14 protein-coding genes are annotated in these 16,621 nt (G+C 56.4%); 8 read left to right on the forward strand and 6 right to left on the reverse strand.

Annotated features, from left to right (window positions below):
• Positions 1-92 precede the first annotated feature (92 nt).
• Positions 93-743 (forward strand): hypothetical protein, encoded by a 651-nt coding sequence (locus tag CHN51_RS12980; RefSeq protein WP_123906319.1) that lies wholly within the window; start codon positions 93-95, stop codon positions 741-743.
• On the opposite strand, the gene CHN51_RS12985 is transcribed toward CHN51_RS12980, so the two are convergent.
• A complete protein-coding gene (locus CHN51_RS12985) occupies positions 698-1,555 on the reverse strand; it encodes an LD-carboxypeptidase (protein WP_100095626.1) in 858 nt (285 codons plus the stop codon). The two genes, CHN51_RS12980 and CHN51_RS12985, sit on opposite strands and share 46 nt — an antisense overlap.
• A gap of 34 nt (positions 1,556-1,589) precedes the next feature.
• Here CHN51_RS12985 and CHN51_RS12990 point away from each other — a divergent pair, with 34 nt between their 5' ends.
• From CHN51_RS12990 to CHN51_RS13005, 4 genes are all read left to right on the forward strand, one after another.
• The gene (locus CHN51_RS12990; protein ID WP_100094402.1) at positions 1,590-2,987 is read left to right on the forward strand and encodes a Mur ligase family protein; all 1,398 of its coding nucleotides are present in this window, start codon (positions 1,590-1,592) and stop codon (positions 2,985-2,987) included.
• 660 nt (positions 2,988-3,647) lie between these two features.
• Positions 3,648-3,998 carry a hypothetical protein gene (locus CHN51_RS12995; RefSeq protein WP_164089197.1) on the forward strand — a complete coding sequence of 117 codons (351 nt, stop codon included), beginning with the start codon at positions 3,648-3,650 and terminating at the stop codon, positions 3,996-3,998.
• Between the two features lie 101 nt (positions 3,999-4,099).
• Positions 4,100-4,714: a hypothetical protein gene (locus CHN51_RS13000; RefSeq protein ID WP_123906321.1), complete on the forward strand. Its 615-nt coding sequence runs from the start codon at positions 4,100-4,102 to the stop codon at positions 4,712-4,714.
• On the forward strand, positions 4,715-5,632 hold the full coding sequence (locus tag CHN51_RS13005; RefSeq protein ID WP_100094405.1) for a PilZ domain-containing protein: 918 nt from the start codon (positions 4,715-4,717) through the stop codon (positions 5,630-5,632).
• Positions 5,633-5,694: 62 nt separating this feature from the next.
• Here the strand turns inward: CHN51_RS13005 and CHN51_RS13010 are convergent, their stop codons facing one another.
• Positions 5,695-7,257, reverse strand: coding sequence for a winged helix-turn-helix domain-containing protein (locus CHN51_RS13010; RefSeq protein ID WP_100094406.1), 1,563 nt, complete (start codon positions 7,255-7,257; stop codon positions 5,695-5,697).
• 180 nt (positions 7,258-7,437) lie between these two features.
• On the opposite strand from CHN51_RS13010, the gene CHN51_RS13015 reads away from it, so the two are divergent.
• The 3 genes from CHN51_RS13015 to CHN51_RS13025 all read left to right on the forward strand — a co-directional run bounded on the left by CHN51_RS13015 (position 7,438) and on the right by CHN51_RS13025 (position 11,745).
• Positions 7,438-9,129, forward strand: a complete 1,692-nt coding sequence (locus CHN51_RS13015; RefSeq protein ID WP_100094407.1) for a hypothetical protein — start codon at positions 7,438-7,440, stop codon at positions 9,127-9,129.
• Between the two features lie 284 nt (positions 9,130-9,413).
• Positions 9,414-9,908 carry a PAS domain-containing protein gene (locus CHN51_RS13020; RefSeq protein WP_164089199.1) on the forward strand — a complete coding sequence of 165 codons (495 nt, stop codon included), beginning with the start codon at positions 9,414-9,416 and terminating at the stop codon, positions 9,906-9,908.
• A gap of 214 nt (positions 9,909-10,122) precedes the next feature.
• Positions 10,123-11,745, forward strand: coding sequence for a hypothetical protein (locus CHN51_RS13025; RefSeq protein ID WP_123906322.1), 1,623 nt, complete (start codon positions 10,123-10,125; stop codon positions 11,743-11,745).
• 66 nt (positions 11,746-11,811) lie between these two features.
• On the opposite strand, the gene CHN51_RS13030 is transcribed toward CHN51_RS13025, so the two are convergent.
• The 4 genes from CHN51_RS13030 to CHN51_RS13045 all read right to left on the reverse strand — a co-directional run bounded on the left by CHN51_RS13030 (position 11,812) and on the right by CHN51_RS13045 (position 16,549).
• The gene (locus CHN51_RS13030) at positions 11,812-13,359 is read right to left on the reverse strand and encodes an MBL fold metallo-hydrolase (protein ID WP_100094410.1); all 1,548 of its coding nucleotides are present in this window, start codon (positions 13,357-13,359) and stop codon (positions 11,812-11,814) included.
• 33 nt (positions 13,360-13,392) lie between these two features.
• Positions 13,393-14,205, reverse strand: a complete 813-nt coding sequence (locus CHN51_RS13035) for a universal stress protein (RefSeq protein ID WP_100094411.1) — start codon at positions 14,203-14,205, stop codon at positions 13,393-13,395.
• A gap of 114 nt (positions 14,206-14,319) precedes the next feature.
• Complete coding sequence (gene lptB / locus CHN51_RS13040) at positions 14,320-15,108, reverse strand: LPS export ABC transporter ATP-binding protein (RefSeq protein WP_346426325.1); 789 nt, start codon at positions 15,106-15,108, stop codon at positions 14,320-14,322.
• 142 nt (positions 15,109-15,250) lie between these two features.
• Positions 15,251-16,549, reverse strand: a complete 1,299-nt coding sequence (locus CHN51_RS13045) for an acetyl-CoA hydrolase/transferase C-terminal domain-containing protein (protein ID WP_100094412.1) — start codon at positions 16,547-16,549, stop codon at positions 15,251-15,253.
• Positions 16,550-16,621: the final 72 nt, after the last annotated feature.

A 16,621-nucleotide genomic window follows, 5' to 3' on the forward strand; every position in this document is an offset into this window, starting at 1 on the left:
TTTCCTTTCAGGATAGCAGCCTGGTTCACGCAAATCCTCCGGCCAACGGATTTCATGACCGACGGGATTCCGCGGTTTCTGGTCAGTCGGGCGTGGCTGCCCGGTTTGGTTCAACTGCACCCTATCCACCTGCTTTTGCAGTCGATATAGCCGATACATCCTTTGACAACATTCGTTCTTCGCCTATCGCGCGTTTCGGGTTGGACGTCGCCATTCAGAAGATCGTGCTCGTCTGCCTGTTGTTGATGATCCCGATCTTCATCCTGAGCGGCGTCTATAACGCCATTTTCCGTTATGCCGGTACCGGAATGATGAAAACGCTGGTGCGTGCATTCGCGAGCTATTCCGTGTTGACCGCATTTGCATTCGCTTTCGCAGGGATGGATGGCGTTCCCCGGACAATTGGCCTTATCCAGCCGGTGGTGTTTTTCATTCTTGTCGGTTTTTCCAGGGTCGCCGGGCGCTATTTGATGGTTGATATTCTCGGCCGCAACCGTTTCGCCGGTGAGGTAAGGAATGTCCTTATCTATGGTGCGGGCAGCGCTGGCCAGCAACTGGCGGCATCGATGCGATCAGAACCCTTAAGTCACTGGTGCCGGAATTTGATCATGGCCGGGATAATGACGACAATCTCGAAAAGGCGTCCTGAACGCAGTCCGGCTAATCCAGGAAAACCGCTGCTTCTGCGATCGAAATTTCAGATAGGCAACAATCCGAACGGCACAATCCTGTTTTGCGCATGATGGCCGATTTCTGCCCGACCCAGATAGGCGATTGCATTCTCTCCGGCCCATCGTTGGACAATAGCTTCCGCACTTTCGCCAAATGGCCGGTCGTTTTCGGGAATATCATCGACGCCACCCAATCGAATGCCGGCCAGCCCCTGACCGGCGAGATTGCTGCACAGATGAAACATGGCACGGTCGAAGGCGTAGAGATATTCCGAAATTTCCTCGATGATCAGAATATGGTCGTGCAGATCCGGGATCAGCTTGGTCCCTGTCATCATCGCGAGCGTCATCAGATTGAAAGCGGCGTATTTCTGGCCGCTGACGAGGCCGGGTTCCAGGGCATCCGCCAGTCTGTGGACGATCCAGTCTAGTGATCGGACCACGGCTTCCTCACCACCGGTTCTACCGATGTCGGAGGGCATCGGGCCGTGCGCGACTTGGCCGATGCCGGCGCGATAGAGCGCGCCGAGCAGGTTTCCGGCGTCGCTGTAACCCAGATAGATTTTGCGGTGGGCGACATCGTTCAACCGCTGGACGGCAGCTTCCGCTATGCGGGCAGCACCATAGCCCCCGCGGGCAAACCATATGGCGTCGATGTCAGGATCATTGGCCAGCGAGACGAAACTGTCGGTGCGCTGGGTATCGCTTCCGGCGAAATGGCCTTGCTCTGAAAAACATTGCTCGGCGAAGACCAGCTCGGCCTGCGGATGGGTGCGGGCCGCAAGCGCCATGACGCGACGGGCGGCGTCCCGCGTGAAAGGGGTCGACGGCGCACAAATGCCAATGCGGACAGATGGGGAGATCGAATTTGTTCCTTGCGCCATTGCCAAATAGTTGGAGAAGCAATAGCGCGAAAAAATGATCGAAGACAAATCCTATTATTTTTGCGGTATCGGCGGCTCCGGCATGCTGCCTTTGGCCATGATCGTCAAAGCTGCTGGTGCACAGGTTGCCGGATCGGACCGGGCATTGGACCAGGGCCGATTGGCGGACAAGTTCCAGTGGCTGCAGGACAGGGGGATCAAGCTGTTCAAGCAGGATGGCAGCGGCCTCGGTGACGGTTGCCAGATCCTGATCGCGTCCGCGGCCATTGAAGAGACCGTGCCCGACGTCGCGCGGGCCACCGCTCTGGGTTGCAAGCGCATGACCCGGGCGGAACTGCTGGCCGCACATTTCAACGCAGTCCCGAGCAGCATTGCCGTTGGCGGTACCAGCGGAAAATCGACCGTGACCGGGATGATTGGCTGGATATTGACCGAAGCCGGTCGTGATCCGACGATCATGAACGGGGCGGTAATGAAAAATTTCGTCCATGCCGACGCCCCATTTGCCAGCTCCCGCGTCGGGGCCGGTGCTTTGATGGTGAGTGAAGTGGACGAGAGCGACGGTTCCATCGCCCTGTTCGATCCGGAAATCGCGGTACTCAACAATGTCAGCCTGGATCACAAGAGCCTGGAAGAGCTGCGAATATTATTTGGTGATTTTGTCGCAAAAGCGCGCCATGCGATCTGGAACCATGATGACGCTGAATCGCGCGCACTGGTCGGCACGCGGAGGCTGACGAATGGCAGCAGCTTCGGATTTCTCGACGGTGCGGACTATCAGGCCGTGCAAGTCGAGGAACAATCGCTCGGCAGCAATTTTGTGATGCGCAGCGACGGGGGCGAGCATCCGGTATCCTTGCAGGTGCCCGGCAGGCACAATATTGCCAACGCGCTGGCGGCGATTGCGGCAAGCACCGCCATCGGTGTGCCGGTCGCAACCGCGATATCGGCGATCGGGACCTTTCGGGGGCTGGCTCGTCGATTCGATATCGTGGGAAGCACCGGCGACATCACCGTGATCGACGATTTCGGTCACAATCCCGACAAGATCGCTGCCACGCTCAGGACGTTGAAGGCCTTCCCCGGCCGGGTCATTGCCTTTTTCCAGCCACACGGTTTCGGCCCGATACAAAAAATGGGCGCAGAACTGGCGACGGTATTTGCCGAATATCTCGACGGCGATGACCGCGTCATATTGTGTGATCCAGTCTATTTCGGCGGTACCGTCGACCGATCACTGGGCAGCCAGTCGCTTGTCGATGCAATAAATGCTGCCGGGGGCAGGGCAGAATATATCCCGGCCCGTCCGGATTGCGGAAACAGAATCGTGAATCTCGCCGAATCGGGCGACCGAATCGTCATCATGGGCGCGCGCGACGACACATTGCACGGCTTTGCGGAGTCGATTCTGAGCCAAATCGCGGGAAACTGATCGCCTCCCGGATGGATCAGTGATCCGAAAGGTGAATCGATCCGGTGCATTGCGCATTGTTTTAGATTTTTTTGCCGGCTGCCATATGGCTGATAACCGCGGCCGGATGTTCATTGTTAGCCCGGTGTACAGGTGCGGATCGTTATCAAAAGGCTATGAGCCTTTTACAGATGCCGTCGATGTTGTATATTCGGCAATATCGCGAGTCACAGGGTCGCAAATTCCTGAAACCCGCTCTCCCTGGCCCCCGATCGCCGTGTCACGCCGCGAATATTGGCAAGGATTTTGTTAACTAACATGTAGAAAGAGTTAATCTTTCCGTCGCTCCGTCGCGAGGCATTTTAGAAAATCCAATTATTACAACCACTTGAAAATTTGCAACCGTAACATGCTGTAACATTAGCCGTGTCTAACTGCCTTTTCACGGCCAGCTCCGTCACAAAGGATAGGCAAGTGGGGCAATACGGCTTTTGCCTGTGGTAACCCAATTAAGCGCCACAGTTGCCCCGGCATTGGTACGATATTCTGGTCAATATCGTACCGATTGTTCCTGATGGAGCGGGTAGACATTCTATCCGCTCCATCATCGGACAAGCGCCTGGCGGTTTCCCTCTTGCAAACCAGTAGTTGGGATGCGTCATGCAGTTAGGTGGTTCGATAATGTGGAGAGTGAAGACCGAATATTCTCGGTTGTTCCGCTATTCCAGCCTTGTGCCACTGTCGATCCTTGCGGTCATGATAGTCATCATATTACCGGCGCTGGCTTCCGAAGCATTTGCCACCGACCCGGCAGCCGAACCGCAAAATGCTAACGCTACCGCTGTTGCCACTGCCCGGATAGTCAAACCATTCACAATGACTTCCGGTGCGCAAGGCGGGACTGAAGCGAGAAATTCAGAGATCGCCGTATCGCGCAGCACGACCTATCACAGTTGTGAAATTCTATTGGGGGCCGATGATATCAGCAGCCCCGCTCAATCGTGCGAACTCCATCTGGTCGAATTGCATTGAGTCGTCGGATGAAGGGAATTGATATCAGGGAGCAAAAATATCGGAAACGATATCCTTAATTTAGACGTCGAGTTGCAGTATATAGGTTATAACGGGAAAAGATGATGCAGACATCCAGTGCGAAATACCAGGCTGTAGCGGTTCGAAGCGACCGCAGGGCCACGCGCGCTGCCGCAAGGCCGGATGCCTTGTCGTGCGCGCTGGCGCTTGCACTTGTCGCAATCCCGCTTCCGGCGTTCGCGGAAGCTGACCCGGGCGAGAATGTCGCCATCGCACTCTCCAGCAATATCGTCGGAAGTCCTGCCGGAAATGGCGGGGCATTCGCTACTGTTCCAGGAGCCGTTGTGGACTTTCTGGTTTCGGTCAGCGGACCGAGCACAAACGGTTCTCCTGCCGCATCCTTTGCGGTTACCGATAAGGTTCCCGAACATCTTACCCTGTTTGTTGGTGATCTCGATCACAGTGGAACCGGCCCTGCAATGTTTAAGGACAATGACAGTGGCCTCCAATTCAGCTTTGACGGCCTTTCCAGCGCGGACGATTCCGTCGAGTTTTCAAACGACGGGGGCAAAACGTTCGACTATATCCCCGTCGCCGATACCGACGGATTTGATGCAAACGTTACGCATATCAAACTCCGGCCGAGTGGTGCCTTGCTGCCGACGACCGGCAAATATGAACGGTTTTCCCTACGATACCGAATGAAGGTCAAGTAAATGACAAATATGATCGAATCTGGTACCTCCTCCGCTCCCCCAACGGATAATATCGTGGTTGACGAGGACCGCAGAAAACAGGACCGGCATATTGCCATGCTGCGGCTTGCCAAGATCAAGGCCGAGGCAGGCGAAGGCTGGGGTTTCATCAAGAATCTTTCGGCCACCGGCATGATGGTCGAAGTCCATCCCAATTTCGAACTGGGCGACACGGTATCCGCCCTTCTGACCGAAGAACAGGAACTGACGGGCACCGTGCGGTGGCGCAAAAAAGCGCTGGCCGGCATCGAGTTTTCAACACCGATCGATATTGCCAAGGTGCTGACCAAGCCGAATGATTCAAAGCAGGGCCGTGTTGCGCGCCTGCCGCGTATCGAGATGAAGCATCCGATCAATATCTACCAGGGATCGCGCCTGATCCACGGTGATATTTGCGATATTTCACCGGCCGGCATTTGCGTCAGAACCGAACATGTGTTCGAGATCGGCAAGAATATTCGTCTGTCGGTTCCCGAATTGCTGGACATCAGTGGCACCGTTCGCTGGCAATCAGGGGCGCGTGTCGGGATTGTCTTTTCCCGGCGACTGCCTCTTGATGACCTGATGGTCTGGCTGTCCACCTTCTACCGGGCGGCGCGCATCGATACCGGCGAGCTGGCGGCGCTTAACAAGGACAGCTCCGGTTCGGGCGATTCTGCGGTTGATCGTCTTCCCTTCCAGGTGATCGGCCATGACGATCTTGGCAAAGAGATCCTGATCGATACGCTGCATTCGGCAACCGAAGCGCTGACACAGTTCAAGGCCACATCGAAATTTTTCTACCGGGTAAGCATCCGGAATGCGGACAATGAAGAATTGTCGATCGGCACCATTGTCCTGCGCGCGTTTGACGAAGAGCGGGCGGCTGCCAAGACATAGCCGCATTTTGTATCGGCAATGGGGGAGGGCGATATTTGCCCTGAACCTGGCCGAACAGGCGCCTAGTTGAAATAATGCGCGACGGCCTGCGTGATCTGGTCGGAAATTTCCGCGGCGCTTTCCGGAAATGTGCGAACCATGTTGGTTCTCGGCTCCATGCCGCTTGACAGCATGCGGGATCGAACAAGCTTCGCCTCTTCCTCGCTCCCCAGATGATGGAACACCGTCATGGCCGCAAGCAGAGCCAGCGGACTATGGTGCGATAACCGGGCCAGCCTGCGCGACAGTGTCAGGGCCTCTTCCTCCTGTCCGAGATTGAATGCGGCGTAGGTCTGGGTGGTCTCCGCCTCGAAGCGCATCGGACAATTGGGGCTTAGTTTCGTCGCCAGTCTGGCCGCTTCATAGGCGGCGGCAAAATCACCCCGCAGCAATAGAATAACGGCCTGCGAATTATAGGCTTCGGCATAATTGGGGCAGAATGCGATCGCCTTTGCATAATGGTCCAGCGCGCTGTCGATATTGCCGGTCATTCGTTCTGCGCGGCCGCTGACGAGATGGGCAAAGGGATCGAGCGGATCACAGCGCAACGCCTGTTCTCCCAGTGAAAGCATGCGATGGATCGCCACATCCTCGTTCCCGCCCCGCGCGAGATGGTATAGGCCGAGTCCGTGGATATAAGCCGTGCCGGCATGTGCGCGCGCGAATGTCGGGGCTTTCGACCGGGCAAATTCGAAATGATCGAGCGCTAGCTTCAGGTCCATCTTTGCGCCGTTTATGGTGGACATCCCCAGATGATAGGCTTCCCAGCCGGTGAGTTGGTCGGGCGCTCTCAGCTTCGCATAGGAGGCTTCGGTGTCGCTGATCGACAGATCGATTGCGGCAATGATATCGCGCACCATCTGCGCCCGCAGAACGTGGATATTGGCAAGCGGCGCATCGTAGCGCTCGGCCCAGACGACCCGATGTTGACGGGTTTCGGTCAGTTCCACTCCGACCAGCATCTGGTCGCCAACCAGCTCAACCCAGCCGGTCAGCACATAGTCGACACCAAGTTCCTCGCGCATTTTCGCAAGGTCGGGAAGATTGGCGTCGAAACGGAAACTGGATGCGCGGGCAATGACGAACAGCCAGCGCAACTGGGACAGCGCCGTGGTGATATCTGCGGGCAGGGCTTCGGGCAATCCGCCATGGACCCCCATGTCACCGATCTTGCAAAGCGGCAGCACAGCAATAACCGGCGGCTTTCCCGCCTGATCGACCAGTGCGTCCGATACTTCCGGACGAACCCGCACGCCATCTGCACTTGCCGGGGACGAAAGGATTTCGACGCGAGCGGCGAAACGGAATCCGCGGCCGTAGACAGTCTGGATGATATGTTGCTCCTGGCCATCATCGCCTAGAATGCGACGCAACATCTTGATCTGGCTGGACAACGCGCTGTCAGAGATGGTTCGGCCGCTCCACAATTGCCGGACCAGTTCCTCCTTGAGCATCAACTTGTCGCGATTCTCGACAAGCATCGTCAATATGGCGAACGCCTGAGGTTGTATGACAACCATCTTGCCCTTACGGAGCAGTTCGAACCGCTCGGTATCAAGTTCAAAATGTAGGAAACGATATTTCATGTCATTGCGTCAAATTTCTGTTCCCCGTTCGAATCCAGATTCTATCCAGATTTGATGGTTTGAATAATTTTCAGTCCCAAGCTATGTTACAATAGGTTACACCCATTTTGTGGGGGCAGTTCTGCATCCATAGAATGTCGTCGCCCTTAGAATGATCCAGGGAAGGACATTAATCAACCTATGGACGATGCCTCCGCATTGCAATTATGTCTGGAACGCGACCGACTGTTGAGCGATCCCGATTTTGCTCGCTCGCCGAGCATGTGCAAATTGTTGCGGTTTCTGGTCGACTATAAATTGTCAGGCAACAGCGTCCCGCTGAAAAGCTATACGATCGCAACCGATGCGCTCGGCCGCGACGCGGATTTCGATACGCAGACAGACAGCTATCCGCGCGTCCAGATGGGACGCCTGCGCCGGATGCTCGACAATTTCTATTTGCGCAAGGGAGGGGAAAACCGCCTTTCTATCGCTCCCAATAAATATGAAATCATCCTGGAGCCCAATGTTACGCCCGCCGGCGATCAAGAAGATCTGATCGGTCGGGGCACAGATCCAGCTACCGGAAACAGCGGGCCGTCATGGCACTCCGAAGCGGAACTGCGCCCGCCAGCTCCAAGGCGGAACGACAGCCAGCGACCCTGGTACAAGGGGGTATCTGTCGCACTCGCCGTCTGCTTTTTGCTGGTCGCAATCGGCGCAGGAATATATTTTCTCTGGCCAGCCCAGAACGAGGACGAGATCGCCTATCCGAGAATTGCTCTCGATCTGCCCGACGGCGCTTCGGGCGTGCGCGCATCGCAACTATCCGAATCCGTCGGCAACCAACTGGTTCGTGGGCTGAACGGATTTGGCGGCATTCGGATATTCGATGCCCAGTCCGGCCAGCCGGAAAATTCCGACTATATACTACGGCTGCGCTTCCTGGAGGCGACGGCAGACAGAATAGAATTGCGTCTGCTGGACGGGCAGAGTGGCGAGATATTATGGTCGAGGGAATTGAATACGGGGAATGATGAAAGCTTCCGGCTGGAACTGGACAAAGCTATCATCGCCTTGGCGGGCCCCTATGGCGAAATTGCCCAGACAGAGATTTCCAGACTGGAGAATGACTATTCCGCCGGATATCCCTGTCTGCTCCAGTTCGATCTTTTCATTCGCTACCGCGAACAGATGAAGCGGAGACCGCTGCAAAAATGTCTGCAAGAATCGGTGGAGCAGTTCCCCAATGACGCCCATCTCTTGAGCGTGTCCGCCTTTGCTCGCAACATGTCGGAACGGTTTACCGAGGGCAGCGCCGCCAGGGGTGCGGGAATGCTGCTTGCCAGAAAAGCCGAAGCGCTTAACCAGAATAGCGCAGGCGCGAATTTCGCCGTGGCGCAGTCGGCTTTTTTTGCCGGTGATTGCGCGACTGGTGTCGCCTGGGGCAAAAAAGCCGTCGCGCTGAACCCGCTGAACTCGCGGATAATCGGATATCTGGGCCTCTATATGATCGGCTGTGATTATCCGGAAGGTGAACAATATGCTGCCCGGGCGCTGGAACTGGATCCCAATGCCGATCTCTCGATTGCCGCGGCCGTCGCCCTGCAAATGCTGAAAAGAGGTGACGCGCTCGCCGCCCGCGAACTGACTTCGGAATATATGGCTTCCTCGCCGAGAAAGGATCCGGCGCTCGAACTGACCTATATGCTGGCTTCGGCGATGCTCGGTGAAAAGGACGAGGCGCGCCGCATCTGGAAAACGATGGCCACGGGCTATGGACTGACCGAGAATAGTTCGCCGCGCGAAGTGCTCGATCAATGGATTGACAATCCCACGCTGGTCACTGAAATCCTGACGGTCTTTGACCGCTCGGGAATGTTCAAGAAATAGCAGCGACCGGTCCACCCGCGAATATCTGATGTTGGCTGGAAGGCCGCGCGGCTCGAAAGACGACAATTGCTGACGTTCGGAAGCGATGGTTCGCCATTGATTTGTCATCAACCATTATCATCAATTTTGGCCAACCGAATTTGTCAATTATCTCTTTGCAGAAAGATATCGAAATTTCGTGATCGATTTGTTACTACCCCCAGCACGCCAAATTCGGAATATTTGGCAATCGTTCAGGGGAATAGTTCCCGTCGACAGGAGGGGACGTAATGCTGGGGGTGTTATTGGAGTATTTTTCTTATTTTCTGGCATTATTCCTTGTTCTGGTGATTGCCTATATGGCCGTTCGACTGCGAAGTCTCCGCGTGGACTTGCAGGCCGCCCGGCTAGACCTTGAACGATGCCAGCTGACACTGGAAATATCCGAGGATGTCGGTCGCTTTGGATCCTGGCATCTGGATGCAAGATCAAATACTGTGAAATGGTCGGATTATGTTTTCGACATGCACGAGCGTCGCCATTCGCTGGGCCATCCGTTGCTCGAGAATGCCATCCATTATTATCATCCGGATGATCGTCCGATGGTGCAGGAAGCCGTCTCGCGGGCGCTGGACGAAGGTGTTGATTTCGAATTTCGCGCGCGCATATTGACCGAGAATGGCAATGACCTTCCGGTGCTCGCACGGGGCACATGCCAGATTGGCGGTGACGGGGCAGTGCTGGGGATTTTCGGCTGCTTTGTCGACCTGAGCACGCCGGAAGAACGAAAACTTAAATGATTTCGGTCATTTAATTGCGAACTACTCGCAACTATCCTATGAGATACGGGTATATAGGCCCACACCACACCGCTTGCAGCTGAATAGGTAACAGGAGTAAGTTACCGTATCAAATGGAGGAACCTTGCGAATTTTGACCGAAGCGGAGAAGCTTCAACTTTGTTTGGAGCGCGATCGGCTGCTGTGCAGTTCCGAATTTGCACGCTCCCCGACCATGAGCAAGCTGCTCCGATTTCTCGTCGATCACAAGTTGCAGGAAGACGGGAAACCGCTGACAGCTTATGCCGTCGCCGTCGATGCGCTGGGCCGCGACGACAGTTTCGATACCCAGATTGACAGCTATCCGCGGGTCCAGATCGGCCGGTTGCGGCGGATGCTCGACCATTTTTATCTGCGCGAAAAAAGTGCCAACCGGCTCCATATCCCCTATCACCATTACGAGATCATCCTGGGATCCAACGAGGCCTCGGACAATGGCCCAGACTCCGCGGGACCCGAGGACCGACCGGTAGCCAAGCCGCCGATCGGACGCAGAGAGCCCGACCAGCCTTCTGCCACGCCAGATACGGAACAGGAAACTGCTACTGGATCTTTCTCCGAGCGCGTGGCGACCAGCCGCTTATATATCGTTGCGATCCTTGCGGCCTTACTGCTGCTGGCCGGCGGGGCATTATTCTATTTCCAGAAGAGCGAGGAAGAGCCGGAAGTCGCGATTGCCTATCCTGCCATCATAGTGAAGGCGACGGAAGGGATCGTAAATTCTTCCTCTCGCGCCACATTGGAAATTGTCCACAGTCATCTGGTCGGAGCACTGGAAAAATTCGATCAGGTGCGGGTTTTTGACGAGAATGCCGATCCGGAACACGCGTCCCAATATCTGCTCGAATCCTCCAGCCTGAACGACTCGGCCCAGCGCGTTCAGCTGCGGCTTGTGGACAGCGTCACCAGAGAAGTGATCTGGTCGAGCAGAATCGAGACCGCCAGCAGTGAGGAACGGGAAACCGGTCTTGACCAGGCGGTGATCAATATTGCCGGTCCCTATGGCAAGATCGCCCAGCACGAACTGTCCAAATATCGCGTCGATTTTTCGCCAGGCTATCCGTGCGTGCTGCAATTTCATCAATATATGCGCTATCGCGACGAAACGCTGCTGACACGGGTGTTGAAATGCATGAACGCCTCGGCCAAAAAATTTCCTAACGATTCCTATTTGATGAGCGTGGTGGCGACGGCCAAAAACGTATCGGAGAAATTCGATCTTCCCGATGCGATCGAAGGGTCGCGCGAGGAATTCGCAACGCGGGCCGCGAAAATCGACAATAACAGTGCCTCAGCCACATTTGCAGTGGCGCAGAGCGCATTTTACGAGGGCGATTGCCGCAGGGGGCAATTGTGGGGAGAGCGGGCTGTCGGCCTCAATCCTCTGAATTCCCGGATCATGGGCTATCTGGGCATGTATATGCTCGCCTGTGATATGCCCGAAGGGGAAGCCTATGCCATCAAGGCCTTGCAGATGGATTCCAACGCGGAGCTGGCCATCGCAGCGACGGTGGCGATGCAAAAACTGCGGCGGGGCGATGCCAAGGCTGCACAGGAATTGTCGACGAAATATCTCGATTCGATACCCGGCGCCGCTCTCGGACTGGAAATCAGCTATATATTGTCGTCCGCTATGCTGGGCGAAAAGGAAAATGCACGGCAAGTGTGGCGACAATTAGCGGAACGTTCCGGATTTTCCGAAACCGCCGAGCCGGGCGCCGTTCTGGGCAAATGGATCGCGGATCCGGATCTTCTTCGCAAACTCGAAGCCGATTTCAAAATCGCCGCACTATACTAGCGGACAGAGAATGACATTATGTGTCGCCTCTACCCAGACGGGACAGCTGGCAGGGCGTTGGGGCTGTCAGACGCTTTCCAGCGCCCGCTTGAGTGCCGCCAGCATCTTTTCACGGCCCTGATTGGTCGGCTGTTTCGACAGCTTTTCTTCAACCTCTTCACGCAGAGCGGCAAGCTTGGAAATCCAGTCGCGCGAAGCGGTCAAATCTGCCGCGTCGGGCCGGCCGGAAGTCAGCCGGACCGCAGCCTCGCCGGGCTGCAATTGCCAAGTCTCGCCGAGCTTCGGAACGATCGTGGCCGGCAGATCCGGGATGGCGCTCAGGGCGTCGGCGAAACCGGCGAGGGCGCTCTGTTCTCCGTGTACCAGGAAAAGCGATCCTGTGACCGGTGTGCGATCCTTTATCCATTCTACCAGGCCGCTGCGGTCGGCATGGTTGGAATAGCCTTCAAGCGTCGCGACCTGCGCCTTCACGATGACATCATTGCCGGAAATCCGGACGCGCTTGGCGCCATCCCGCAACACCGCCCCCAGTGTTCCTGCAACCTGAAAGCCAGGCAGCAACAGCCGGGACTGTCTTCGCGGCAGGTTGCGGATCAAATGATGTCTGATCCGGCCGCCCGTACACATGCCTGATCCGGCGATGATGACCACACCCGTCATCCGGTTCAGCTTTTTCGATTCCGCCACATTCTCGATGAAGCGAATGTTGGTCCTGTCCAGCATGCCGGTGCCGCTGTCGCGGTAGCGCATTACCGCCATCGTGACTTTCTGGGCCAGGGGAGAATCCAGGAAGACATTTATCGGGGAAAGCCGCCCGGATTCAAAAAGGGCATCGAAATCCTCCAGTATCGCCTGTGTCCGTTCCAGCGCGAATGCCGGGATCAGAACATTGCCACCCGCTGCAATTACTTCCTCGACATGACGTGCCAGAGTTTCACGCCGTTCGCTGACCAATATGAGCTCGCGATCCCGATCACCATAAGTCGATTCACAGATGACATGATCATAGCCGCCGATTTCCGAGGTGGTGCAATTGATCGATCGCCCCGGGCCGATATCGCCGGAGAATAGCAGGCGCTGGCCTGCAATGTTGATTTCTATCGACGCCGATCCGACGATATGGCGGGCATCCCAGAACCGAAAGGAGACACCGTTGCCGAGGTTGTTTTCTTCGCAGTAGGAAACCGCACGGACATTCCTGTGCAGTTTCGCGATGTCCTTGCCATCATAAAGGGGCACAAATGGCGGTAGACCCGCCCTGTCGGCCCGGCGGTTGCGGCGCTCGGCGTCGGCGGCCTGCAACTTGGCCGCGTCCTGTAACAACGGCTTGATGATGTCGGCGCTGGGCGCGGTGCAATATGTTCTCGCCTTGCAGCCGCTGGCATAGAGATAGGCAAGCCTGCCACTATGATCGAGATGGGCATGCGTCAGCAGCACCGCATCGATTTCTGCCGGATCAAAAGGGAGCGGTTCATGGTTCAGCGCCTCGAGCGAACGGGTGCCCTGAAACATGCCGCAATCGACCAACAGGGTCTTGCCCGCACCTCTGACTTCGAAACAGGAACCGGTGACAGTCCCCGCGGCACCGTGAAATCTGATCGTGACACCGCTCATAATGACATCCTTCTGGAAACTAAACTTCCCGGATCAATGCGTCACGACCAGCGGAACCGGGCAATCCCAGAACAGGTTGCGGGTAACGCCGCCGAACAGGAATTCGCGGGCCCGGCTATGACCATAAGCCCCCATCACCATATAGCTGGCGTTCAGCGTATCGATGGTGGACAGCAATATGGCATGAACCGAGGATTTGTCGGCGGCAAGTTCGTGGATTTGCGACTTGATACCATGTCTGGAGAGATATTCCGACGCCTCCAGCGGGGGCAGGTCGTGATGCTTTTCTTCCTCGACCACAACGATGTGCACATCGCTGGCCAGCTTGAGCAGCGGCACGGCGGCCCGCAGCGCATTGCCCGCTTCGAAGCTGCCGTTCCAGGCGACGATCGCCGGGCCGGCTGCGTCGAATTTTTTGACGCTGTCCGGCTGGACGACGACCGGAACACTGGTGTTGAAAATCACGTCACCCAGCAAGCCGAGGGGCAGTGTATTGTCCTTTATTCCGCTGCACGAACTGAGCACGATCAGGTCGGTCAATGCGGAATTGCGTGCAAGGCCGCGGGCCGGTTCCGCATTGGCTTCCTGATAATCCCAAGGCACGTCTTCGCCCGTCAGACGTTTCTCCATTTCCGTTTTCAGCAGCAAATCGGCTTCGCTGGTATATTTGCTGATATCGTACATGACCGACATCCCGGTAACGCCATCAAATGCCATTTGCGGCCGGTAAGGATCAGGGCGCAGACAATGAAGATGTCCCTCCAGCGCGCGCGTGAGATCCAGTGCCGCCTGATAGCGGGCGTCGAGCCCGGAATCGTCGTTGATATAAAGAAGCACGGATTTCATCTTGTCTCTCCTTCGTTGAACATTTTGCCGGTAGTGGCTTGGAGGAGCCCTTGCTCTCCTGAAACCGGTCTCGCTGCGAATGCAGGAAACATATTGGCCAAGCCATCCGTAGTGTTACCTAGCGGCGGCATGAAATTCCTCACCGAGATATAATCTGCGCACGAGGCGGTTCTCCAGCATGGCTTCCGGGGTCCCGTCAAAGACGATCCGTCCTTCATGCAGAACATAGACGCGGTCCAGAATGTCGACCATCTCGCGCACATTCTGGTCGGTGATCAATATGCCGACATCATGGCTTTCCAGATTGGCAATCATTGCCTTGATGTCCCGGACAGACATTGGATCAATGCCCGCGAAGGGCTCGTCAAACAGCATGATTGCCGGACTGGCCGCCATCGCCCGGGCGATCTCGCAGCGGCGTCTTTCGCCACCCGAAAGCGCTCGTGCGGGGACATGACGGACATAGGCTATATGGAATTCATCAAGCAGTTCATTCAGCTTCCGCGCTCTTGCCTCCGGATCCTGCACGAACAGTTCGAGCACGGTCATGATATTCTGTTCGACTGTCAGTCCGCGGAAAATCGAGGCTTCCTGTGGCAGATAACCCAGGCCACGAAGCGCACGCCGGTCGAGTGACAGCCGGGTTACATCTTCACCATGGAGAAATATATGACCGGAATTTACCCGCAACAGCCCGAGGATCGAATAGAAAGTCACGGTCTTGCCAGCCCCGTCCCGACCGAGCAAACCGACCACCTCGGAAGGCCTGACCTCGATCGAAACGTCGGTCAGCACCTGTTTTCTGCCAAATTTCTTGCTGATCGAGACGACCGAAAGTCCGCCACTCTCAAGCGAGGGTGTTTCGGCGGAATGTGGCAAAGTGGGTAGGATGATATGCTTCAATGGCTCGCATTGCCCCGGTTGGAAAGCCGCTATGGTAATTGCCGAAGGATGGCGGCCATATCAGGGAGTGTACGTATCTTTTCCCGTGCTGACTGACACGCAACTGGAGAAATGGATGATGGCCTGCATATCCTTCCGGATCTTAGAGACCGTTGGCCAACTCGTCCCTGAATTTCGGATGGGCTAGGCCGATCAGCGCTTCGGCCCGCTGGTTCAGCGATTTGCCCTTCAGGTCTACCGACCCATATTCGGTTACCACGATATGGGTGTCGTTGCGCGGGGTGGTCACCGGCCCATCCAGTCGGGGAACGATGCGGGAAACTGTGCCGTTCCGGGCTGTCGACTGGCAGGCAATGATCGACTTGCCGCCTTTCGACGCGGTCGCCCCGCGGACAAAGTCGAGCTGCCCGCCGGAACCGCTATATTGTCGTCCCATCAGATGTTCCGAATTGCACGCGCCGCCAAGATCGATCTGAAGCGTAGCGTTGACCGAAACGACATTTCTGTTTTTTGCGATATGGCGGGGATCGTTGACGATATTGACCGGCGCGCTGTGCATGGCAGGATTGTCGTCGAGAAAGTCATAAAATGGCCTGTCGCCCATGGCGAAGGTGAACACGCTGCGGCCTCGATAGGTGGTCTTGGCTTGATTGCTAACCGCACCGCACTGGATCAGGCCGGCGAGGGCGGGGGTCATCAACTCTGTATGGATACCCATATCCCGCCGGTCTCGCAGCAAGGCACAAACCGCGCCCGGCAGCGCGCCAATGCCCATTTGCAGACAGGCCCGATCGTCGATCATGTCGGCGATGATCGCGGCGACCTGTGCTTCCTCCAGAGATGTTTCGGGCGCTTGAACCTCGACTATCGGCATTGTGTTTTCGACGATCGCATCGACTTCGGAAACATGAAGCAGCGAGGCGCCGAACACGCGCGGCATGTAGGGATTGACCTCGACCACCAGCTTTTTCGCGTTACGCGCAGCGGCGGTGGAATAATCGTTGCTCGTTCCGAAGGTAAACCAGCCATGTTTGTCCATCGGCGATACGGTGGTCACAAACAGGTCTAGCGAGACTTCTTTTTCGAAAAGCCGCGGGGAATCGCTGAAGGCGACCGGAACAAATTCGACGGGGCTTTTGGTGCCGGGTTTCTGCGCGCCCAGCAATTTGCGTTCGATCGCGCTCAGAAACATGCAGCGCGGACGAATGCGGCCGAGCAGATCCGGTCGCAGCACCGTCTCGGCGGCGTGGTCCATCGAATGAAAATACCACAATTTGATATCGTCGATATCTCCCTTTTCCGCGAGATCGGCAAGCGCACCCAGCAGGGCCGGCGGTTCTGCGGTCGCCATGCCCATCGCCATAAGGGCACCGGGCTGCAATCCCCGTACAGCATCGCCGGCGCTCATGAGCCGGGAACGATATTCGTCAGCATGGGTCATGGCTGGAGTTCCGGGTGCGAAAAATCGACGCCAGAAGAACCGGCGCGTCCTGCCGGGGAAAACAAGGCGCGG

Source organism: Sphingorhabdus sp. YGSMI21 (assembly GCF_002776575.1).
Lineage (GTDB): Bacteria > Pseudomonadota > Alphaproteobacteria > Sphingomonadales > Sphingomonadaceae > Parasphingorhabdus.